At 48.0% G+C, this 22,264-nt stretch carries 19 protein-coding genes and 1 pseudogene; 12 read left to right on the forward strand and 8 right to left on the reverse strand.

All coding sequences use genetic code 11. The features are described from left to right. The first annotated feature begins 288 nt into the window (after window positions 1-288). Window positions 289-645: a DUF6404 family protein gene (locus tag APT89_RS00810; protein ID WP_060571601.1), complete on the forward strand. Its 357-nt coding sequence runs from the start codon at window positions 289-291 to the stop codon at window positions 643-645. Between the two features lie 93 nt (window positions 646-738). Here APT89_RS00810 and APT89_RS23040 read toward each other — a convergent pair whose 3' ends face one another. Together APT89_RS23040 and APT89_RS00815 are read right to left on the reverse strand one after the other, a co-directional pair. Beyond that, a complete protein-coding gene (locus APT89_RS23040; protein ID WP_082632936.1) occupies window positions 739-1,239 on the reverse strand; it encodes an Lcl domain-containing protein in 501 nt (166 codons plus the stop codon). A gap of 45 nt (window positions 1,240-1,284) precedes the next feature. After that, window positions 1,285-2,163, reverse strand: coding sequence for a carbapenem-hydrolyzing class A beta-lactamase IMI-9 (locus APT89_RS00815; RefSeq protein ID WP_060571602.1), 879 nt, complete (start codon window positions 2,161-2,163; stop codon window positions 1,285-1,287). Window positions 2,164-2,304: 141 nt separating this feature from the next. On the opposite strand from APT89_RS00815, the gene imiR reads away from it, so the two are divergent. Further along, entirely contained in the window at window positions 2,305-3,192 is an 888-nt protein-coding gene (gene imiR / locus APT89_RS00820) for a LysR family transcriptional regulator ImiR/NmcR (protein ID WP_060571603.1), read from the forward strand. 17 nt (window positions 3,193-3,209) lie between these two features. Here imiR and APT89_RS24305 read toward each other — a convergent pair whose 3' ends face one another. Then, window positions 3,210-3,698: a hypothetical protein gene (locus tag APT89_RS24305; protein ID WP_131728581.1), complete on the reverse strand. Its 489-nt coding sequence runs from the start codon at window positions 3,696-3,698 to the stop codon at window positions 3,210-3,212. Window positions 3,699-3,989: 291 nt separating this feature from the next. Between APT89_RS24305 and APT89_RS00825 the strand changes: the two genes are divergently transcribed. Beyond that, entirely contained in the window at window positions 3,990-5,498 is a 1,509-nt protein-coding gene (locus tag APT89_RS00825) for an MFS transporter (RefSeq protein WP_060571604.1), read from the forward strand. A 266-nt stretch (window positions 5,499-5,764) separates the two neighbouring features. Further along, window positions 5,765-6,502 carry an AAA family ATPase gene (locus APT89_RS23045; RefSeq protein ID WP_072201641.1) on the forward strand — a complete coding sequence of 246 codons (738 nt, stop codon included), beginning with the start codon at window positions 5,765-5,767 and terminating at the stop codon, window positions 6,500-6,502. A gap of 269 nt (window positions 6,503-6,771) precedes the next feature. Here the strand turns inward: APT89_RS23045 and APT89_RS24310 are convergent, their stop codons facing one another. Then, the gene (locus APT89_RS24310; RefSeq protein ID WP_131728582.1) at window positions 6,772-7,824 is read right to left on the reverse strand and encodes a hypothetical protein; all 1,053 of its coding nucleotides are present in this window, start codon (window positions 7,822-7,824) and stop codon (window positions 6,772-6,774) included. 403 nt (window positions 7,825-8,227) lie between these two features. Here APT89_RS24310 and APT89_RS00835 point away from each other — a divergent pair, with 403 nt between their 5' ends. Continuing rightward, the gene (locus APT89_RS00835) at window positions 8,228-8,482 is read left to right on the forward strand and encodes a DUF1471 domain-containing protein (RefSeq protein WP_060571606.1); all 255 of its coding nucleotides are present in this window, start codon (window positions 8,228-8,230) and stop codon (window positions 8,480-8,482) included. A 474-nt stretch (window positions 8,483-8,956) separates the two neighbouring features. Further along, window positions 8,957-9,136 (forward strand): annotated as a pseudogene (locus tag APT89_RS23055) (Fe-S-cluster oxidoreductase); the annotation flags it as partial. Here the strand turns inward: APT89_RS23055 and setB are convergent. After that, window positions 9,133-10,314, reverse strand: a complete 1,182-nt coding sequence (setB, locus tag APT89_RS00840; protein ID WP_045259727.1) for a sugar efflux transporter SetB — start codon at window positions 10,312-10,314, stop codon at window positions 9,133-9,135. The pseudogene APT89_RS23055 and the gene setB overlap by 4 nt on opposite strands. A 361-nt stretch (window positions 10,315-10,675) precedes the next feature. Here setB and fruB point away from each other — a divergent pair, with 361 nt between their 5' ends. Genes fruB through fruA form a run of 3 tightly spaced genes read left to right on the forward strand, consistent with a single transcriptional unit; the run spans window position 10,676 to window position 14,446 of the window. Then, a complete protein-coding gene (gene fruB, locus APT89_RS00850; RefSeq protein WP_028013870.1) occupies window positions 10,676-11,806 on the forward strand; it encodes a fused PTS fructose transporter subunit IIA/HPr protein in 1,131 nt (376 codons plus the stop codon). After that, entirely contained in the window at window positions 11,806-12,744 is a 939-nt protein-coding gene (gene fruK, locus APT89_RS00855; RefSeq protein WP_010433510.1) for a 1-phosphofructokinase, read from the forward strand. The genes fruB and fruK overlap by 1 nt, the downstream gene beginning before the upstream one ends. A gap of 16 nt (window positions 12,745-12,760) precedes the next feature. Then, a complete protein-coding gene (gene fruA / locus APT89_RS00860) occupies window positions 12,761-14,446 on the forward strand; it encodes a PTS fructose transporter subunit IIBC (protein ID WP_060571607.1) in 1,686 nt (561 codons plus the stop codon). A 46-nt stretch (window positions 14,447-14,492) separates the two neighbouring features. Here fruA and nfo read toward each other — a convergent pair whose 3' ends face one another. Together nfo and APT89_RS00870 are read right to left on the reverse strand one after the other, a co-directional pair. Continuing rightward, window positions 14,493-15,350: a deoxyribonuclease IV gene (nfo, locus tag APT89_RS00865; protein ID WP_041909003.1), complete on the reverse strand. Its 858-nt coding sequence runs from the start codon at window positions 15,348-15,350 to the stop codon at window positions 14,493-14,495. Between the two features lie 64 nt (window positions 15,351-15,414). After that, window positions 15,415-16,461 (reverse strand): YeiH family protein, encoded by a 1,047-nt coding sequence (locus APT89_RS00870; RefSeq protein WP_028013867.1) that lies wholly within the window; start codon window positions 16,459-16,461, stop codon window positions 15,415-15,417. Between the two features lie 97 nt (window positions 16,462-16,558). Here APT89_RS00870 and yieE point away from each other — a divergent pair, with 97 nt between their 5' ends. The 3 genes from yieE (at window position 16,559) to cirA (ending at window position 21,247) form a co-directional block, all read left to right on the forward strand. Next, window positions 16,559-17,425: a DNA-binding transcriptional regulator YeiE gene (gene yieE, locus APT89_RS00875; RefSeq protein WP_045629869.1), complete on the forward strand. Its 867-nt coding sequence runs from the start codon at window positions 16,559-16,561 to the stop codon at window positions 17,423-17,425. A 156-nt stretch (window positions 17,426-17,581) separates the two neighbouring features. Continuing rightward, the gene (locus tag APT89_RS00880) at window positions 17,582-19,051 is read left to right on the forward strand and encodes an amino acid permease (protein WP_028013865.1); all 1,470 of its coding nucleotides are present in this window, start codon (window positions 17,582-17,584) and stop codon (window positions 19,049-19,051) included. Window positions 19,052-19,276: 225 nt separating this feature from the next. Further along, window positions 19,277-21,247 carry a catecholate siderophore receptor CirA gene (cirA, locus tag APT89_RS00885; protein ID WP_060571608.1) on the forward strand — a complete coding sequence of 657 codons (1,971 nt, stop codon included), beginning with the start codon at window positions 19,277-19,279 and terminating at the stop codon, window positions 21,245-21,247. Between the two features lie 99 nt (window positions 21,248-21,346). Here cirA and fghA read toward each other — a convergent pair whose 3' ends face one another. After that, the gene (gene fghA, locus APT89_RS00890; protein WP_060571609.1) at window positions 21,347-22,174 is read right to left on the reverse strand and encodes an S-formylglutathione hydrolase; all 828 of its coding nucleotides are present in this window, start codon (window positions 22,172-22,174) and stop codon (window positions 21,347-21,349) included. Between the last annotated feature and the right edge of the window lie 90 nt (window positions 22,175-22,264).

Genomic DNA, 22,264 nt, shown 5'->3' on the forward strand with positions numbered 1-22,264 from the left:
ATAATAACGAAAAACATCTGAAGGATTTGCATATTTAGATTTTCGTAATTGAGCGGTGATAGGTAGATTGAATGAAGAAAAAGGACACTGCTTTAAAAGCCATGATGAAGGAAATATTGTGTTGTTCACATGTATTTGAACAATGAGATTTTAGTGCCACGATAAAATTTACTTTGTGTGGTTTATTTAGTAAACTGTTTTATTATAATGTCGATAATGATTTTTTGAGATTAAGTGCTATAATTATAATTGGTTTATAAAACTACTGCGTAATAAAAAAGGGATACAATGAATAAAATCCATTTTGAAGAAAAGCTTGAGAAATCATTGTCACTTATGAAGGAAAGAAACATGTGGGAGTTAAACTATGCACCACCATTATATAAAAGGTTATGGAAAAAAGGTTATCAAATCCCGCCACCTCCATTTGCATCCGTATGGCTAAATACATTAATATTTGGGTTGTATTTTTCGATTGTATGGGGTGGGCTTTTGTTAGCCTTGCTATTATTACTTGATATCTTCGAGATTAAAATATTTCTAATGTATTCTGTCTCGGCCGGTATTCTTTTTGGTATATCAATGAGTATTTACCATTTATGGCGCAGAGTGGTAAATCAATTGCCTGAATGGGACGATTTATAATGGATTGTAGATAATATTTGGATATGCAGTTACTTAGGTAGCGAAAATACACTGCATATCCTTTTTTAAACCAATAACTTGTATTTAACTTTTTTATAATATTAAATCATCGTCGACCATTACTTCTCTGACAAATCGAACAGGATAAGTCATTTCAATACTATGGCCATCAATATAATGATTGATCATGTCAAATGTATAATACAAGTAAGGTATGCTTTGAATTTGCGTTGAACTCCAATAAGGCGATGCTCCTTCACCATTATCTTGGGGTATGTCAAAATATGATTTGAAAAGGTCATTTTTAAGACAGCTTTTTGAAGATAGTAAAGATAATTCCTCGATACTTGGCAGTCTCCACCCATTCCCTTGTTTTGTTGCTTCACCAAAAGCTGCACTCAAAGTAAGGGGAGTTGGTTCTCCAGTACATCCATTTTCTTTATTCCATTGCATGCCGAAAGTGCAAGCCTGCCATTCTAGGTTGTTTTTGATATCTATCACTGTCGAATTTTTGGTGATGAAATCACACTGAGCATATGTAGACAAACTACTCATAGCTAATGATAAATAGATGAAGATTTTCATTGTTTTCATGATGAAATTTAAGCCATCACAATGAAGTGATGGCTACAGTTAGGTTTATTTAAGGTTATCAATTGCGATTCTTGAAGCTTCTGCGATTACTTTATCGTCATGCTTGGCTTCTTTTTCGTTTTTTGTAGTGTATACAGAAATTATAAGAGGAGCTCGGTTCTTTGGCCAGACTACCGCATAATCATTTGCCGTACCGTATGCTCCGCAACTACCAGTTTTATCGCCAACTACCCAATCGCTTGGTACGCTAGCACGAATACGTGCTGCACCGGTTGTGTTACCCTTTAACCATGTCTGATAGGTTTCCTTTTCACGCTCATTAAGTATGTTACCCAGAGCAAGGGTTTTCACGCTCTTAGCTACTGCTGCAGGTGTAGATGTGTCACGTTCATCGCCAGGAATAGCTGTGTTTAGATCTAACTCCCAACGATCGAGTCTAAAATCTTTATCTCCAATCGACCGCATGAATTTAGTCATACCCTCAGGACCACCGATATATCGTTCAAGAATAATATTAGTAGCACCATTGTCGCTATATTGTAAAGCGGCAGCAGCCATATCACCTAATGACATTCCATTATCTTTATATTTAGTTGTGATGGGTGAATGGAACTCTAAACTTCTTGTATTGTAATTCACGATCTGATTAAGATTTAGTTGATTATCTTGAGAGCCTTTTAATACAGCAGCAGCTAAAAAACCTTTGAAAGAACTACATAATGGAAATCGTTCATTTGCTTTGTATGAAAATGATTTACCTGAGCCAGTGTCTAAAGCGTAGACACCAATTCTACCATTGAAATCTGTTTCAAGGTTTTTAATCTCATCGATGCCCTTTGTATTGGCCTGTGAGAAAAATGATATTGAAACTAAACAAGAGCTAAACAAGATGGCTATTCTACTTGGTTTTACATTAAGTGACATGGTTTTACCTTATATACAATTTTCTATATTAACTAGGACATAGCGGGTATTAACTTTCAACAGAGGGCGATTATACAGTTGTTATTTTTTCTTTGAAGCAATATAATTTTTATACAGCCATAACTTTTTCTTTGGGTTACTATGCGTGCCAGATTACCTTTAAATGCATTACGAGCTTTTGAAGCTTCTGCAAGATATCTAAATTTTACTAAAGCCGGACTAGAGCTTCATGTAAGTCAGGCCGCCGTAAGCCAGCAGGTAAGAACACTTGAACAGATGCTTGGTGTGGCCCTTTTTACAAGAGTACCGCGTGGGTTACAGTTGACAGACGAAGGCTTGCATCTGTTGCCTTCGATTACAGAAGCTTTGCAGATGATGAGTTCTGCCATGGATAAATTCCATGAAGGTAAGATTAAAGAAGTGCTTACTATTGCTGTCGTTGGGACTTTTGCAATAGGTTGGCTTCTTCCTCGGATTACTGAGTTCCTTAATGAAAATCCATGGATTGATATTAGAATTTTAACGCATAATAACGTTGTCAATCTTGCTGCAGAAGGTATTGATGCATCTATTAGATTTGGATCAGGCGGCTGGATTAATACGGAAAATATTTTACTCTTTCAGGCGCCGCATACAGTATTATGTTCCCCAGAAACATCCAAGAAACTGAGCATTCCATCAGACTTAAAAAAAGTTTGCTTACTGCGCTCCTATCGAAAGGATGAATGGAATAATTGGTTTAAAGCTGCTGGGATCGACCCTTGGACTGTTAACGGGCCTATCTTTGATTCTACCAGACATATGATAGATGCTGTAAAATTAGGTGATTATGCAGCATTAGTTCCTTATCATATGTTTCAAAAAGAATTAAATGAGCGCTCCGTAGCAAAACCTTTTGAAATTTATGCCACGCTTGGCGGTTATTGGCTGACTTTACAGAAATCTAGGGTTAATCATAATAGTGAAGCACTTAATGTTTTTAAGGAATGGATTATCGAGCATAGCAGAGAGTTTGTACTCAAATCCTAATCTCTGCTAAAGATATATCAATGCTTATTATTTAAGTAATCGTACCAAAAACTTCTCTTACCTTTATAATTGACTGTTGTAAGACATCTGATGATATGCCGGCTAATTTTTTTTGAATCAATGTTTAAGATTTCACTAACCTGATAATAATCAAGCTGTAAGTAAAAATAGTAATAAAGAACTTTTAATCCTAAGAAATGATGTTTTTTATATCTCATAAATGATTCAACATATAAACTACTTAAAACGTTATCTATAGACAAGGTTTCACTTTGAAAGTGAAACGTAGAGGCTTCATTAAACATTAATGAAATCAAGTCACGATATTTTTTATCATAAATTACAATTAGTTTATAGTGTGTTGAAATAGATAAAATATCTATAAAGTCAATAAACTCCTCTTTTGTATAAACTAATGCATCGCTACGCGATATTCCATTGTATACACCCAATGATAAATAGCTGTTCTCACTAAAGATTAAAATTAAGTTTTGTTTATTGTTCATGTAAATTTGTAAGCTAAATAGATTATTTATAGGTTGTGTAAATTTTTTCAGTTTGTGTAAATTACAAGTAAAATTTTTGCGAGTGAAATGCTCCTTGTGAATTTTATAACTTTTGTTTTATGATGCTATCATTAAATTTATTATTCAAAACCATTAAATGTTAAACGCTTGCTAAACGAATGCATTATTGCATAACAATTAATTGCAGTTTTTAACTTTTTGTTTATGATGCTTCAAGGGAAAATTGTTTTTAATAAAATGTGTATATCATAAACTTTTAAAGATAATGCTATGTTAGAAAAGAAGAACGTTTTTTTTAATCATAAGAATTTTATTCTTATTACAGTTATTTTAATGTATCTACCCGTTTCTTTAGATGCTACTATTCTACATGTTGCAACGCCATCTTTAGCTTTAGATCTTAAAGCTTCTTCAAAAGAAGTTTTATGGATTATAGATATCTATTCGTTGGTTATGGCATGTCTTTTGCTGCCAATGGGTGTATTAGCAGATAAAATTGGTTTCAAAAAGATATCTCTGATTGGCGTGTTATTATTTTGTGTTGCATCATGTTTAGCATATATATCTTCTAATACCATCATGTTAATTTGCGCAAGAACTTTTTTGGCCATTGGGGCTGCAATGATCATTCCAGCAACCCTCTTGGCATTAAGACTATCTTTCGTTAAGCCAAAAGAGCGTGCTGTTGCACTCGGCGTATGGTCCGCTATAGGCACTGGTGGCGCTGCATTCGGTCCATTTGTAGGTGGGCTTTTAATAGAAAATTATTCGTGGAACTCAGTCTTTTTTATCAATATCCCTATTTGCTTCATTGTTTTTTTTATGTTAGGGAGTCTTAGGGAATATAAAGTATTAGGCACTTCTAAAATTATTAATTTACTAGATCCTTTGCTTTTGATGTTTTCTATATTAATGATTGTGTTAGGTGTTAAAAACTTAGGGGCTTCTGATGAGTTTATAAAGTATTTATCATTCATTATTTTGGGACTAGTTTTGCTAATGATATTTTGGAAAAGGCAGATAAAGCATGTTCATCCAATGATTGATATTGAGCTCTTCAAACATAAGCCTATATTAGCGGGGCTAATACTTGCGTTTATCGCTATGGCCACCCTGGTTGGGTTCGAATTTTTTGTTTCTCAGGAATTACAATTAGCATTTGGGTTATCACCTTTTCAAGCTGGATTATTTCTATTTCCATTTATTATAGCGAGCTCTATATCTGGTCCTTTCGTTGGTTTCACACTTACATGGTTAGGAGTTAAAAAAATTGGATTTTATGGTGTTTTATTAAGTTCGTTATGTTTCTTTTTCATGGCGTTTATGGACTTTAGTTCTAATGGATGGGAGGTTTGGGTTGCAATGATTATATTAGGGTTTTGTATAGAAGCAGCTCTAATATCCTCTACATATGTAATTATGAATGCCGCAAAAAAAGAGAAAGCGGGGGAAGCTGGAGCAATTGAGGGAATGGCGTATGAACTTGGAGCAGGAACTGGTATCATATTATTCGGAATGATTATGTCGGCTTCATTCACAGCCAATCTGTCTGTTGATTTTCTTGCTGATATCAAACAAGCTCCTCCATTATCATTAAGTGAGGCGTTCAGTATTGCAGATTTATTACCTAGCTGGCAAGGACAAGAATTAATTCATGCTTCAAAAAATGCCTTTTTAAATTCTCACGTTAATGTAATGCTTGTTGCAGCGATTTTGTTAATTTTATTATCATTTATTATTTCACATTTACTTAAAGAGTACTCTGACACAAATGAATAGTATTTTATGTACTTCATTAATCATTATATGCGTACATTAGCTAAGAGATTGAAATGTTTTATTGAGAACTTCCAATGCATAGGGGTACATCTAATATCAAAGCCAATTTAGTTAGACATTCATCTCGACTAAGTTCTAACAATATCGGTTTGATTAGTATTTTATCGGTTTTAAGATGTTAATTATTAGCTGTTGTTGACTAACTTAAGCTATGCTTTACTTAATTTTTATTCGCTAATTATAAACTAATGGTTTGGTATTACATCATGCATATTCTTGAACAATATCTCCGAACAGTGTTATTGCAGAAAGAAAGAATCACAGATTATGAAAGGGAACAATACCCCTATAACATTCCAGCTTTGAAAAATTTTCATTGTTTGGATCTGCATCCGCGGGTAACTTTTCTCATGGGAGAAAATGGTAGTGGAAAATCAACTTTGGTTGAAGCTATTGCAATAGCCGCAGGATATAATGCAGAAGGAGGGTCACGTAATTTTAACTTTCATTCAAATGAAAGTCATTCTTCACTTCATCATGCAATTCGACTAGTAAGAGGAGTAAGGCGACCAAAAGATGGATTCTTTTTCAGAGCTGAAAGTTTTTATAATGTTGCAACAGAGATTGATAGTTTAGGTGTGCAAGGAGCCTATGGTGGACGTTCCCTTCACGAACAATCGCACGGGGAATCTTTTATGTCATTATTATTGAACCGCTTTGCACCGAATGGCCTGTATATTTTAGATGAACCTGAGGCAGCTTTATCACCTACCAGACAAATGGCTGCGCTCGCTCATATCCATCGCTTGGCTCAGAGCAATTCACAATTTATAATAGCAACCCATTCTCCTATACTAATGTCATATCCAGATTCGAAAATATTGCATTTTAGTGAAAACGGGATTGAATCTATTAAATTAGAGAATACAGAGCATTACATTGTGACTCGTCGGTTTGTAAATAACCCTCAAGCTATCTTAAATGAGCTCTTAGACTATGATTAAAAAGCCTTTGTTGAAAAGGAACATAAACAATTGCTTAGTACCTTTTATTGTGTTTTTTTAACTGTAAATTAACAATATAATATTGGTAAATAGAGATAATTACTAATTGAATACGATTGCTCTTCTCGAATTCTTTTTTATCGTTATTTATGACAGCTGTTTTCTTATGTTTTGAACACGGAGTTAATTAACCATCATTCCTATTCCTATTCCTATTCCTATTCCTATTCCTATTCCTATTTTTGTGTCGTTATTTTATAAATGATAAATTACGGGAGGGATATGTTATCTTTATATCCAAAATAACCATTTTCATAATCATACAAAATGTCATATCTATTTAAAAAATTGAATCCTGTATTAACGAATATTTGTTGCCTTGTCGTGTTTAAAAATATCTCTTTGGGAGAAATGTTTGTTTTGTGTGCTCCGGTAATAATTTCATATTCTATTCCTTCTGCTAGTTTAATATTTAATATTGTTCCGTTAGGTAATTGCTCACCATTAACACTATAGTTAGGTATTGTTAAAAACATACTTGTTACTCCTGTGTCAATAAGGACCGTACCACATTGATACCCTTGCCAACCAGTTATTTTGATACAAGCTGGCGGTGCGATCCATTCGTGTTTATTTTCATTTGAAGGTTGTAATTTAATAAATGAAAATCCTTTGGCTGTATCCTTATTAATTCCAACATATATGCCGTTGCGCGTTAGTGTATATCCATTGTTGCTTCCTGATTTTGTATTTAAAAGGGGGTTTGTATTTGGAGTGCTTTCGCTCTGCAAGCTACTTTCTCGATCAAAACCAATGCCCATCATTGACACATGCTCAGGGTTTAGTTCAGGTTTACAATTTCTTGCCTTAGCAAGGCACTGGATTTCGTTAACAGCCAATACTGGGATAATATTCGTAGATATGAATTTTTCCCCATCACCAATTGTGAGAGTAGTATTGAGCCAAGAACCTAACATAATACGTCCGGAACTATTGTACGTGATTTTACCTGGTCTAGCTGATAAATTATTTGCATTTGGTATTGCTGAAGATGAAATCACTAAACCTGTAGAGCCAGTATCAACTACTACCTCTCGTTCAGCACCGTCAGGAAATGAGACAAACAACTTCGGCGTAGTCTCATCACCACTTAAATTGTCGTTGTTTATAAATTTTAAATATACTGAATCATTGTTTTCTGAATAAATCGGCTTACTTATTTCTGCTTCAGATACTGCAGCATAAGAAGCTATTCCAAACGGAAGAATTAGACAAATAATGGCTAGGATGTTTACTTTTATCGCTATTGGGTGTATTTGCATGTTAACGGCCTATAAAGATTCAGAAAAAACGTGAAATTTGTACCATGTATTATGTATGATATATCGCGTCCTTTTTAAATATTCTTATCCTATACAAATATTCAAAGTAGCAGACATCTAATTTTTTTCCAGAGAAATTCAAAAAACAAAGTATGTGTGATCTCGATCTGATTTTTTGATTATACAATGTAATTTTTTAGCTGCGTCTTGACATAATAGTACTAATAACTAAAATTTAATATTACTGAAACTAATACTGTGCAAGTGTTAGTTTCTGTCGAATAAAAAATAGTTTGGTCTAACCCGTAACCCGTAACCCGTAACCCGTAACCCGTAAAGTTTAAAGTACCGATTTTTCTTCTATGAAATAATTACATACTACTACAATACTTGGAGTAATCGAATGAAACTCGCAAAATATTTCTGCTGTTTTATGGTAATGTTTAATACTACTGTATTTGCTGCTGAGGAAATTGATGCGGAAAATGCAAGTAAATATACCAAAATTGGAACGTTATCAGTGAGTGAAGATGGTTTTACAATGTCTGACGATGATCTTTCGCAAAAGGTTGATGAAAAGGGAGGAAAGTACTACGTTATTACTTCGAAGGAAGGAAAAGAAGAGCATAAGACTATTAACGCTGACATTTACAAGTGATGCCTTAGAAGGTGGCGATTGTTTTTGCCACCTTCATTGATAGTCTTAAAAAATGAATTAACCAATTCCAATTTTATATTTTTTTGCGTTTTGTGCGGCATCGTGTGAATGTTTGTATTTTATTTGAGCTTTCTAATTGTTTGTCAAATGATTAAATGATTAATGTTGTTTTTGTTATTTTTTTAGTTCTTAAATTGTTGCTTCCAATCAAACTGTTTTTCCTGTGTATGCTAAAAATACTAAGAATGTGGTACATGGTTGTAAGAACTTTATGTTGTTTTGGAATTTAAGATTCAAACGGAGTTGATGTTCGATTAGGTTGACTTGATATATTTCGATAAATTAGTAAGTTACAGCCGAATAAAGGCTGGGAAACATACAATACGATCAACTTAGCGTGGCATAGAATAGATTAATTAAATCAGATATGAACTGCAGCAATGTTAATCATAAACTAAGAATAATGGTTCATTAGGCAAGCCCGCCAATACCCGCTGCGTTCAGCTCTCTGAATCCAACCTGTGTATGATCTTTGAGTCTCCCCTGCGCCCGAAGGTCTGTTCCGGGCTTCAGCCATCAGCTGAAATGTGCGGCAGCACGCGCGCGCAGGCAATGACATGGCTGCTGGAGCTGGAAGCGCTCACTGCGCCTTAAACGTCTTTGATCCTCGCCAGACAGCCAATCGTCAGCGTACACATCACCAGTGCAATCCAGAACACCGTGTGGTAGTTCCAGATCTCGGCAACGATACCGGCCATCGAGCCCGCAATAATCCAGCCCACGCGGGTGGTATTAGTATAAAGGGTGGTGGCGGCACCTGCCTGCCCCGGCATCAGATCCTGGAAGTAGAGCATGCCAATCCCCGCCAGGATGCCGATATACACGGCGTTCAGCAGCTGTAAAGCAAGAAGCAGGGCTGGCGTATGGACCGTCAGCATGCCAACGTAGAATAGCAGCCCGGCGACGGCCGCGATGCGCATTAAAAAACGCTTTCCAAAACGCTTCGCATAATAGCCTGCAATCAGCATGGTCGGGATCTCAAGACCCGCGGCGGTGCCCATCATAATGCCGGCCAGCTTCTCCGGCAGGTGTAGCTCATCAATAATAAACAGCGGCATGTTAATGATATACAGGCTGTTGGTGCCCCACATCAGCGTGCAGATAACAAACAGGAGCAGGGCATCGCGGCGGTTACGACGCGGCGCTTCCAGCACGCCCGTTGCCACTTTGGGCTCTTTGCGCATTGACGGCAGAAAAAACCATACCATTGCGCCGCACGCCACAAACGCGACCGCCGCGCTCAGGTACATCACCGTAAAGCCAAACCCCATCGCCAGCGCGTAGGCCAGCGGCGGGCCAATTACCCATGCCAGCGACACCTGAGCGCGCAATATCGAGCTGAACATCACCGCTTCCCGCCCGGTATGGTCGGCATGTTCGCGGGCAAGGGCAAACAGCTGCGGGTTGGCGGTTGAGCCAAAGCTGCTCAGAAAAACGCCGATGAACAGCAGAATGAAATAGTTACGGTTCCAGGCAAACAGGACGCAGGCCAGCACCCCCAGCAGACAGCAGAAAACGATCAGGCTTTTACGATCGCCTTTGCGGTCGGAACGACCGGCGAGAAACTGGCTGACGAGAATGCCGATGATGGCGCTTCCGGTAAAAAAGAAGCCAACCATCGCCGGACGGGCGTGAACTTCGTTGGTCAGGAACAGGCTCAGCGTCGGGGTTTGCAACGCACCGGCGATGCCCGTAAAGAAGGCAACAATCAGGAACGCCGTTGACGTCAAATCAAAGGGCTTCGGCGCGGTGGCCGCAGGGGTGTTATGCATGTTTTATAATTAGCGAGTAACAGAGAGGGGCGGAGTTTACGCCGTCAGTTAAAAAATAAACAGTGGGTGAAGTCAATTACCCCACGAAAAATCAAAATGGCATTTCAACTTACTCCCCACCTGGCTGAACTTAGCTGAAACTGGTTTGCTGAAGTTCAGCAAAATTTAGCTGAACGCAGAAGAAATGTGCAGTATCTCTAAATTCTGATATCGGAAATACGACATTTCTTGCAAGCCATTGCAGAAAGCGCAAGACTTTTTGAAACGTTTCAGCGCTATCTTGTTTTAACAAACGGAGCAGGCTAGCGCATTTTTTCTCATGTAAGCTGAAACGATTCAATTTCAGCAGGAGAGGAGAACCATGTTCCAGTTATCTGTTCAGGATATTCACCCGGGCGCTCAGGCCGGGGATAAAGAAGAGGCTATTCGTCAGGTTGCCGCTGCCCTTGTGCAGGCGGGTAACGTCGCGGACGGCTACGTAAACGGTATGCTGGCGCGCGAGCAGCAGACCTCCACCTTCCTCGGCAATGGCATTGCCATTCCGCACGGCACAACTGACACCCGCGACCAGGTGCTGAAAACCGGCGTTAAGGTCTATCAGTTCCCGCAGGGCGTGCTCTGGGGCGACGGCCAGGTGGCTTATGTTGCTATCGGTATCGCGGCGAGCAGCGACGAACACTTAGGCCTGCTGCGTCAGCTGACGCATGTCCTGAGCGATGACTCCGTGGCTGAACAGCTGAAGTCTGCAACAACCGCTGAAGAGCTGCGGGCGTTGCTGATGGGCGAAAAACAGAGTGAAGCGCTGAAACTGGATAACGACACGCTGACGCTGGATGTTGTGGCCTCCGATCTGGTCACGCTGCAGGCGCTGAACGCGGGTCGCCTGAAAGAAGCGGGTGCCGCTGATGCCACCTTTGTGACGCGCGTGATTAACGATAAACCGCTGAATCTCGGCCAGGGCATCTGGCTGAACGACAGCGCTGAAGGCAACCTGCGCAGCGCAATTGCAGTGAGCCGCGCCGCCACCGCGTTCGACGTTGAGGGCGAGACAGCAGCCATGCTGGTGACTGTGGCGATGAACGATGAGCAGCCGGTTTCGGTGCTGAAGCGTCTGGGCGATCTGCTGCTGAACAATAAAGCTGAAAAACTGCTGAACGCTGATGCGGCGACCGTGCTGGCGCTGCTGACCAGCGACGACGCGCTAACGGACGACGTGCTGAACGCCGAGTTCGTGGTGCGTAACGAACACGGCCTGCATGCCCGTCCGGGCACCATGCTGGTCAACACCATTAAACAATTTGAAAGCGAGATTACCGTGACCAACCTGGATGGTTCGGGCAAACCGGCCAACGGCCGTAGCCTGATGAAAGTCGTCGCGCTGGGCGTGAAGAAAGGCCATCGCCTGCGCTTCACCGCGCAGGGCGCAGATGCTGAACAGGCGCTGAAAGCAATTGGCGACGCCATCGCGGCAGGTCTGGGGGAGGGCGCATAATGAGCAGACGTGTTGCGACTATTACGCTGAACCCGGCTTATGACCTGGTGGGGTTTTGCCCGGAAATTGAGCGCGGCGAAGTTAACCTCGTGCGTACCACTGGCCTGCATGCTGCGGGCAAAGGGATTAACGTCGCGAAGGTGCTCAAGGATCTCGGTATCGACGTCACCGTAGGCGGATTCCTCGGTAAAGATAACCAGGATGGCTTCCAGCAGCTGTTCAGCGAGCTGGGCATTGCCAACCGTTTCCAGGTTGTGCAGGGCCGTACCCGCATCAACGTTAAGCTGACGGAAAAAGACGGCGAAGTGACCGATCTTAACTTCTCCGGTTTCGAAGTGACGCCAGCTGACTGGGAGCGCTTTGTGACCGACTCCCTGACCTGGCTGGGCCAGTTCGACATGGTGTGCGTCAGCGGCAGCCTGCCGTCCGGCGTCAGCCCGGAAGCGTTTACCGACTGGATGACGCGCCTGCGCAGCCAGTGCCCGTGCATTATCTTCGACAGCAGCCGCGATGCGCTGGTGGCGGGTCTGAAAGCCTCTCCGTGGCTGGTGAAGCCAAACCGCCGCGAGCTGGAGATCTGGGCAGGCCGTAAGCTGCCGGAATTAAAAGATGTGATTGAGGCCGCCCATGCGCTGCGCGAGCAGGGTATTGCTCACGTGGTGATCTCGCTGGGTGCAGAAGGGGCGTTATGGGTTAACGCTTCAGGTGAATGGATTGCCAAACCGCCGTCAATGGAAGTGGTGAGCACCGTTGGCGCAGGGGATTCTATGGTTGGCGGCCTGATTTACGGCCTGCTGATGCGTGAATCCAGTGAACATACGTTACGTCTTGCCACCGCCGTTGCAGCCCTGGCCGTGAGCCAGAGCAATGTCGGTATTACCGATCGTACCCAGTTAGCCGCGATGATGGCGCGCGTTGACTTAAAACCTTTTAACTAACAGCAGGAGAGGAATAATGAAAACGCTGCTGATCATTGACTCCGGTCTCGGACAGGCTCGCGCCTACATGGCGAAGACCCTGCTGGGCGCGGCGGCACAAAAAGCACACCTGGACATCATTGATAACCCAGGCGATGCCGAACTGGCGATTGTCCTGGGCGATAAAATTCCCGCTGACAGCGCGCTGAACGGCAAAAAAGTGTGGCTGGGCGATATTAATCGCGCGGTGGCACACCCGGAACTGTTCCTGAGCGAAGCGAAAGGTCACGCGACCGTCTACAGCGCGCCTGTCGCGGCGGCTCCTGCTGCGGCCTCGGGTCCGAAAAGCGTTGTCGCGGTCACGGCCTGCCCGACGGGCGTGGCGCACACCTTTATGGCGGCTGAAGCCATTGAAACCGAAGCGAAAAAACGCGGCTGGTGGGTGAAGGTTGAAACCCGTGGCTCCGTGGGGGCGGGCAATGCCATTACGCCGGAAGAGGTCGCTGAGGCCGATCTGGTGATTGTGGCGGCAGATATCGAAGTGGATCTGGCGAAATTTGCCGGCAAACCGATGTACCGCACCTCTACCGGCCTGGCGCTGAAAAAGACCGCGCAGGAGTTTGATAAGGCCCTGGCAGAAGCCAAACCGTATCAGGCCACCGGCGCAGCAAAAACGCCGACCGAAGGGAAAAAAGAGTCTGCGGGCGCATACCGTCACCTGCTGACCGGCGTGTCCTACATGCTACCGATGGTGGTTGCGGGCGGCCTGTGTATCGCACTGTCGTTCGCGTTTGGTATTACGGCATTTAAAGAAGAAGGGACGCTTGCGGCTGCGCTGATGCAGATCGGCGGCGGTTCAGCGTTCGCGCTGATGGTGCCGGTGCTGGCGGGCTTTATCGCCTTCTCCATTGCTGACCGTCCGGGTCTGACCCCGGGTCTTATCGGCGGTATGCTGGCGGTGAGCACCGGCTCCGGCTTTATTGGCGGTATCATCGCCGGTTTCCTCGCGGGTTACGTCGCGAAGCTGATTAGCTCGAAGCTGAAGCTGCCGCAGAGTATGGAGGCGCTGAAGCCAATCCTGATCATTCCGCTCATCTCCAGCCTGGTGGTCGGTCTGGCGATGATCTACCTGATTGGTAAGCCGGTTGCGGGTATCCTGGCGGGCCTGACCCACTGGCTGCAAACCATGGGCACGGCGAACGCGGTGCTGCTGGGCGCAATCCTCGGCGGCATGATGTGTACCGACATGGGTGGCCCGGTGAACAAAGCGGCATACGCCTTTGGCGTTGGCCTGCTGAGTACCCAGACTTACGCGCCGATGGCGGCGATCATGGCGGCCGGTATGGTGCCACCGCTGGCGCTTGGCCTGGCGACGATTATTGCCCGTCGTAAGTTCGACAAAGCGCAGCAGGAAGGCGGTAAAGCGGCGCTGGTGCTGGGCCTGTGCTTCATCACCGAAGGTGCGATTCCGTTCGCGGCGCGTGACCCAATGCGTGTTCTGCCGTGCTGTATCGTCGGCGGCGCGGTAACGGGCGCCATCTCCATGGCGATTGGCGCGAAGCTGATGGCGCCGCACGGCGGTCTGTTCGTCCTGCTGATCCCTGGCGCCATCACCCCGGTACTGGGTTATCTGCTGGCGATTGTTGCCGGTACGCTGGTGGCAGGCCTGTCTTACGCGGTGCTGAAACGTCCGGAAGCGGAAGTTGTGGCAAAAGCAGCGTAAGCAGTAAGCAATAAAAAAGCCGGGTGCTAATGCAACCCGGCTTTTTTTATGCCGCCTGTTCTGCGGTTTGCTGTGCCTTCAGCCAGGCAATCTCTTCCGCCCAGATATCCGGATTGATGGTTTCCAGCACCATCGGAATACCGTCGAAGCGGGCGTCCTGCATAATAAAGCGGAAGGCATCGTGACCGATATTGCCTTCTCCCAGGCTGTGGTGGCGGTCAACGCGGCTGCCGAACGCGCTTTTCGCATCGTTCAGGTGCATACCGCGAAGATATTTAAAGCCAACAACGCGCTCGAACTCCTCGAAAGTATTTTTCGTGGCCTCGGTTGTGCGCAGGTCATACCCGGCGGCAAACGCGTGGCAGGTATCAATGCACACGCCCACGCGAGACTTATCTTCCACGCCGTCAATGATTGCCGCCAGATGTTCAAACCTAAAGCCGAGGTTGCTGCCCTGACCAGCGGTGTTTTCAATCACTGCGGTGACGCCTTTGGTTTTATCCAGCGTCATGTTGATGGATTCGGCAATGCGCGCCAGACAGGCATCTTCATCAATCTGCATCAGATGACTACCCGGATGGAAGTTCAGCAGCGTCAGCCCGAGCTGTTCGCAGCGCTGCACTTCATCAAGGAACGCCTCGCGGGACTTATCCAGCGCTTCCTGCACCGGATGCCCGAGGTTAATCAGATAGCTGTCGTGAGGAAGGATCTGGCCCGGCCCGTAATGGTATTTTTCACAGGCGGCTTTGAAATCGTCAATGACCTCAGCGGTGAGCGGCGCGGCGCGCCACTGGCGCTGGTTTTTGGTGAACAGGGCGAAAGCGGTCGCCTCGATTTCGGCGGCGCGAATGGCTGCATTCGCCAGGCCACCTGCAGCGCTGACGTGCGCTCCAACGTATTTCATAAAAAAACTCCTGTTAACCCGAAACGCTTATGATAGCGGGTTAACAGGAGAAGGACGAGATGGTTTATGCCATCAGGCTGTGCACGGCGAGGTTAATCGCACCGCCGCCAACAATCAGCCAGATGAAGAGCACCAGCGCCATCAGCAGCGGCTTTGCACCGGCTTTTTTCAGCGCGCTGACGTGCGTGGTCACCCCCAGCGCCGCCATCGCCATCGCCAGCAACACCGTATCCAGCGTCACCAGCATCTCCACTACCGCTTTTGGCAGCAGGTGGAAGGAGTTAAAGATAGCGACCACGATGAACAGGATCGCAAACCACGGAATGGTGATTTTGCTCTTCTCGCTGCCGCCAGCCGGTGCCAGCTGTTTAACACGGGCCGCGAGGAAAATCAGGAACGGGGCCAGCATCATCACGCGCAGCATTTTGGCAATGACCGCCGCGTTTTCCGCTTCCGGGTTAATGGCGTGACCTGCCGCCACCACCTGCGCCACTTCGTGCATGGTTGAGCCAATATAGATTCCGTAGGTTTCCGGGCTAAACCAGTGCGCCACCAGCGGGTACATGGCCGGATACAGGAAGATCGCCAGCGTACCGAAGATAACCACCGTCGCGACCGCCACCGTCACTTTACTGGCTTCGGCTTTAACGACGGGTTCTGTTGCCAGCACTGCCGCCGCGCCGCAGATGCTGCTGCCTGCGCCGATTAACCAGCTGGTTTGCTTATCCAGGCCAAACACTTTCTGACCGATAAAGCACGCCAGTAAAAAGGTGCTGGTCAGCGTCAGGACGTCAATGGCAATCCCGCTGACGCCCACGTCCGCAATCTGCGAAAAGGTGAGACGGAAGCCGTAAAGGATAATCCCGAGACGTAATAAATGTTGCTTGGCGAAAATCACGCCGCCGTCGCAGGATTTCCAGATATGGGGGTAAACGGTGTTCCCGACCACCATGCCGAGCAAAATGGCCAGCGTTAACGCGCTGAACCCTGCACCGGCCACTGCCGGAATACTGCCGCCCCATAAGGCCACGCCGGTGACGACGGCGCTGAGCGCAAGGCCGGGCACGAAGTGCCACACTGTACGATGATGTTGTAAGGTGATTTCTGACATAACCTTCTCCTTTGTCTGGCTAAAGGTTACGGCGCGCTGGCTTAAAAATAAAATTGATTATATATTTATAATCAATCTTTATAAGTGGTAAGCAACCATGCACATTACATTGCGTCAGCTGGAAGTGTTTGCCGAGGTGCTGAAAAGCGGCTCGACGACCCAGGCGTCACAAATGCTGGCGCTCTCGCAGTCTGCCGTCAGCGCGGCGTTGACCGATCTCGAAGGCCAGCTGGGCGTCCAGCTGTTTGACAGGGTAGGGAAGCGACTGGTGGTCAACGAACATGGCCGCCTGCTTTACCCGCGCGCGCTGGCGCTGCTGGAGCAGGCTATTGAAATCGAGCAGCTGTTCCGCGAGGACAACGGCGCGATCCGCGTTTTTGCCAGCAGCACCATCGGCAACTACATCCTGCCGGAAGTGATTGCCCGCTACCGCCGGGATTTCCCGACCCTGCCGCTGGAGATGAGCGTGGGTAACAGCCAGGACGTGATCAACGCGGTGATTGATTTCCGCGTGGATATCGGACTTATCGAAGGTCCTTGCCACAACGTCGATATCATTGCCGAGCCCTGGCTGGAGGATGAGCTGGTGGTGTTTGCGTCTCCGGCCTCGTCGTTATTGCAGGGCGAGGTGACGCTGGAGCGGCTGGCGCAGGCGCAGTGGATCCTCCGCGAGCAGGGTTCCGGCACGCGTGAGATTGTCGACTACCTGCTGCTGTCGCATCTGCCGCATTTCCAGCTGGGAATGGAGCTTGGAAACTCAGAGGCGATTAAGCACGCGGTGCGTCATGGCCTGGGCATCAGCTGTCTTTCCCGGCGGGTGATTGCCGAACAGCTGGAGACCGGATCGCTGGTGGAAATCCCTGTTCCGCTGCCAAAACTGGTGCGCACGCTGTGGTGCATCCACCATCGTCAGAAACACCTGTCCAGTTCGCTGCAGCGTTTTCTGCGCTACTGCGAGATGTAAAAGCGCCCCTCACCCCAAAGGAGAGGGAAAAATAATGCGTTACTTATAATCCTGGACGCGTCATGAAGCTCTCTTATAACAGGGTATTTCTGCCGGAAGGAACGCAGATCGTCTGCTACAATCGCGCCTCATTTATTAAATGGACAGCATTTTCACATGGTTTCAGAAACTAAAACCACAGAAGCGCCCACGCTACGTCGTGAACTCAAGGCGCGTCACCTGACGATGATCGCCATTGGCGGCTCTATCGGTACAGGTCTTTTCGTTGCCTCTGGCGCAACGATTTCGGCAGCCGGCCCGGGTGGGGCATTATTCTCTTATATCCTGATTGGCCTGATGGTTTATTTCCTGATGACCAGCCTGGGCGAACTGGCGGCATACATGCCGGTGTCAGGTTCGTTTTCGACCTACGGACAAAAATACGTTGAGGAAGGCTTCGGCTTCGCGCTGGGCTGGAACTACTGGTACAACTGGGCCGTCACCATCGCCGTGGACCTCGTCGCCGCGCAGCTGGTGATGACCTGGTGGTTCCCGGACACGCCGGGCTGGATCTGGAGCGCCCTGTTCCTCGCCGTCATCTTCCTGCTGAACTACATCTCCGTGCGCGGCTTTGGCGAAGCGGAATACTGGTTCTCTTTGATCAAAGTGGCCACCGTCATCATCTTTATCGTCGTCGGCGTGGCGATGATCGTGGGTATTTTCAAAGGGGCTGAACCTGCGGGCTGGAGTAACTGGACCATCGGCGATGCGCCGTTTGCCGGGGGCTTCTCGGCGATGATTGGCGTGGCGATGATTGTCGGCTTCTCCTTCCAGGGCACGGAGCTGATTGGTATCGCGGCCGGTGAATCCGAAAACCCGGAGAAGAACATTCCGCGCGCGGTGCGTCAGGTGTTCTGGCGTATTCTGCTGTTCTACGTGTTCGCTATTTTGATTATCAGCCTGATCATTCCGTATACCGATCCAAGCCTGCTGCGTAACGACGTGAAAGACATCAGCGTCAGCCCGTTCACCCTGGTCTTCCAGCACGCGGGCCTGCTCTCAGCGGCGGCGGTAATGAATGCGGTGATCCTGACGGCGGTGCTGTCGGCGGGTAACTCCGGCATGTACGCCTCCACCCGTATGCTTTATACCCTGGCCTGCGACGGCAAAGCGCCGCGCATTTTCTCGAAACTGTCCCGCGGCGGCGTACCGCGCAACGCGCTGTATGCCACCACGGTGATTGCCGGCCTGTGCTTCCTGACCTCCATGTTCGGCAACCAGACGGTGTACCTGTGGCTGCTTAACACCTCCGGGATGACGGGCTTTATCGCCTGGCTGGGCATTGCCATCAGCCACTACCGTTTCCGTCGCGGCTACGTCATGCAGGGTCATGACCTGAATAACCTGCCGTACCGTTCAGGGTTCTTTCCGCTGGGGCCGATTTTCGCCTTCGTTCTGTGCCTGATCATTACTCTGGGTCAAAACTATGAGGCCTTCCTTGCGGACACCATTGACTGGGGTGCCGTCACGGCGACCTACATTGGTATTCCGCTGTTCCTGATCATCTGGTTTGGCTACAAACTGACGAAAGGAACCCGCTTCGTTCGCTACAGTGAAATGGATTTCCCGGAACGATTTAAACAATAACCGCGCTTCCTCTCTTTCAGCCCGCTCACTCGAGCGGGCTTTTTTATCTCCACAGTATGCATTCCGGATATATTTTTTAACAATTTAATTGATAATAATTATCGTTTGCTTTATCGTTATCAAAAAATAAGCGTGCTGCCGACCCACCGCAGATGTGGGCGGACAACAAGGCACTGTGAGCGATGATTTTTTGATTGAGTTGTATTTACCTCATGGAGATATGGAATGTTTAGGTTGAATCCCGTCGTCAGGGGAGGGCTATGCGCGTCCGCAATGTCCCTGGCACTGCCTGTCATCGCAGCGGAATCTGGCGACACAATGGTTGTAACGGCATCCGCGACCGAGCAAAACCTGAAAGACGCACCGGCAAGCATCAGCGTAATTACCCAGGAAGATTTGCAGCGCAAACCCGTTCAGAACCTGAAAGATGTGTTACGGGATGTGCCGGGCGTACAGCTCACGAGCGAAGGGGACAACCGTAAAGGGGTAAGTATTCGCGGTCTGGACAGCAGCTATACGCTCATCCTTATCGACGGCAAGCGCGTCAACTCGCGCAACGCGGTCTTCCGCCATAACGATTTCGACCTCAACTGGGTGCCGGTTGATGCCATCGAACGCATTGAAGTGGTGCGCGGACCAATGTCTTCTCTCTACGGCTCTGATGCTCTCGGCGGCGTAGTGAACATTATCACCAAAAAAATCGGCCAGAAGTGGACAGGCACCCTGAGCGCGGATTCCACCTTTCAGGAACACCGCGATCGTGGCGATACGTATAACGGTCAGTTTTATACCAGCGGTCCGCTGGTGGACGGCCTGCTGGGACTGAAAGCCTACGGCAGCCTCGCGAAGCGTGAGAAAGACGGGCAGCAGAAATCCTCCACCACGGCGAGCGGTGAAACGCCGCGCATTGAGGGCTTCACCAGCCGTGATGCCAACGTGGAATTCGCCTGGACGCCAACAGAAAACCACGACTTCACCGCGGGCTACGGCTTTGACCGCCAGGATCGCGATTCAGACTCCCTCGACAAAAACCGCCTCGAGCGTCAGAACTACTCTCTCAGCCATAACGGCCGCTGGGGCGTCGGCAACAGCGAGCTGAAGGTTTACGGTGAGAAAGTGGATAACAAAAATCCGGGCAACAGCAATCCGATCACCTCAGAGAGCAACGCGGTGGACGGGAAATACGTGCTGCCGCTGGGCGACATTAATCAACTGCTGACCTTTGGCGGCGAGTGGCGTCACGATAAGCTGAAAGATCCGGTCAACCTGACGGGAGGCTCCGGCAGCAGTACGTCGACAAGCCAGTACGCGCTGTTCCTCGAAGACGAATGGCGTATCTTCGAGCCGCTGGCGCTGACCACCGGCATCCGTATGGACGACCATGATACCTACGGCGACCACTGGAGCCCGCGTGCTTATCTGGTCTATAACGCGACCGATACCGTAACGGTGAAAGGGGGCTGGGCCACCGCGTTTAAAGCACCGTCGCTGCTGCAGCTGAGCCCGGACTGGGTTACCGGCTCGTGCCGCGGCGCCTGCGAGATTGTTGGTAACCCGGACCTGAAGCCGGAAATCAGCGAGAGCTTCGAATTTGGTCTCTACTATAGTGGGGAGGAGGGCTGGTTAGAGGGCGTGCAGGCCAGCATCACCACCTTCCAGAATAACGTGGATGACCGCATCAGCATCAGCCGTACGGCCAATGTGAAGCAGGCGCAGAGCTACCCTAACTACGTTGGACTGAACGCGGACGGTGAACCGATTTTCCGCTACTACAACGTCAACAAGGCGCGCATCCGTGGGGTGGAGACCGAAGTGAAGTTCCCGGTGGCCGAAGACTGGAAAGTGACGCTGAACTACACCTATAACGACGGCCGCGATATCAGCAACGGCGGCAACAAACCGCTGTCCGAGCTGCCGTTCCACACCGCCAACGGGACCGTTGACTGGAAGGCGACGCAGGACTGGTCATTCTATGTTCAGGGCAATTACACCGGCGAGAAGCGCGCGCTGACCAGCAGTGCACCAACGCCGGGTGGCTACGTCATCTGGAATACCGGCGCGGCGTGGCAGGCGACGAAAAGCGTGAAGCTGCGCGCGGGCGTGCAGAACCTGCTGGATAAAGATCTGAGCCGCGACGATTACAGCTACACGGAAGATGGCCGTCGCTACTTTGTGGGCGTGGATTATAAGTTCTGATGTGACCTGAATGCCCGGTGGCGCTTCGCTTACCGGGCATCCAAAAACCGCGAACGTAGGCCGGGTCAGGCGCAGCCGCCACCCGGCAATAACGCGCACTTACCCAAACAAATGCTCCGCATGGAAGCGAAGATGATCCTCGATAAAGGACGCCATAAAGTAATAGCTGTGGTCATACCCGGCCTGAATGCGCAACGTCAGCGGCCAGTCCTTCTGGCGCGCCGCCTCAGCCAACACCGCAGGCTGTAGCTGTCCGGCGAGGAACTGATCCGCATCGCCCTGATCGATAAGCATCGGGAGCGCGTTCGCCGAATCGCTTGCCAGCATCAGCGCGCAGCTGTCCCATTCCTGCCATTTCTCTTCATCTTTACCCAGATAGTTTGTGAAAGCTTTTTGTCCCCACGGCACCTGCGTTGGGTTCACAATCGGCGCGAACGCAGAGACGCTGGTGTATTTCCCCGGGTTTTTCAGCGCCATGATTAACGCCCCGTGCCCGCCCATGGAGTGCCCGCTGATGGCGCAGCGGTCGCTCACCGTAAATTCGGCCTTAATCAGCGCAGGCAGCTCGTCGCGAATGTAGTCATACATGCGGTAATGGCTCGCCCACGGCTGCTCGGTGGCGTTGAGATAAAATCCTGCACCTTTGCCCAGGTCGTACCCGGCATCGTCCGCCACATCATCGCCGCGCGGGCTGGTGTCGGGCATCACCAGCGCAATGCCCAGCTCGGCCGCAATACGCTGCGCGCCCGCTTTGGTGGTGAAGTTTTCGTCATTACACGTCAGGCCTGAAAGCCAGAACAGAACCGGCGGATTTTCCGTCGGCGGCAGGAAAATGCTGAACGTCATGGCGCAGTTCAGCGTGGTGGAGTCGTGCCGCCAGCGCTGCTGTCGACCTTCAAAACAACGGTGCTCTTCGAGCAGTTCCATGCAGGGCTCCTTAATGAGAATAGCTATTCATTAGAGCCATAATACAGCGTTTTCATTTACCTGTGAGCAACTTTCACTTTCGCGGAGCGG

This window comes from Enterobacter sp. 50588862 (genome assembly GCF_001462935.1).
Classification (GTDB): domain Bacteria; phylum Pseudomonadota; class Gammaproteobacteria; order Enterobacterales; family Enterobacteriaceae; genus Enterobacter; species Enterobacter bugandensis.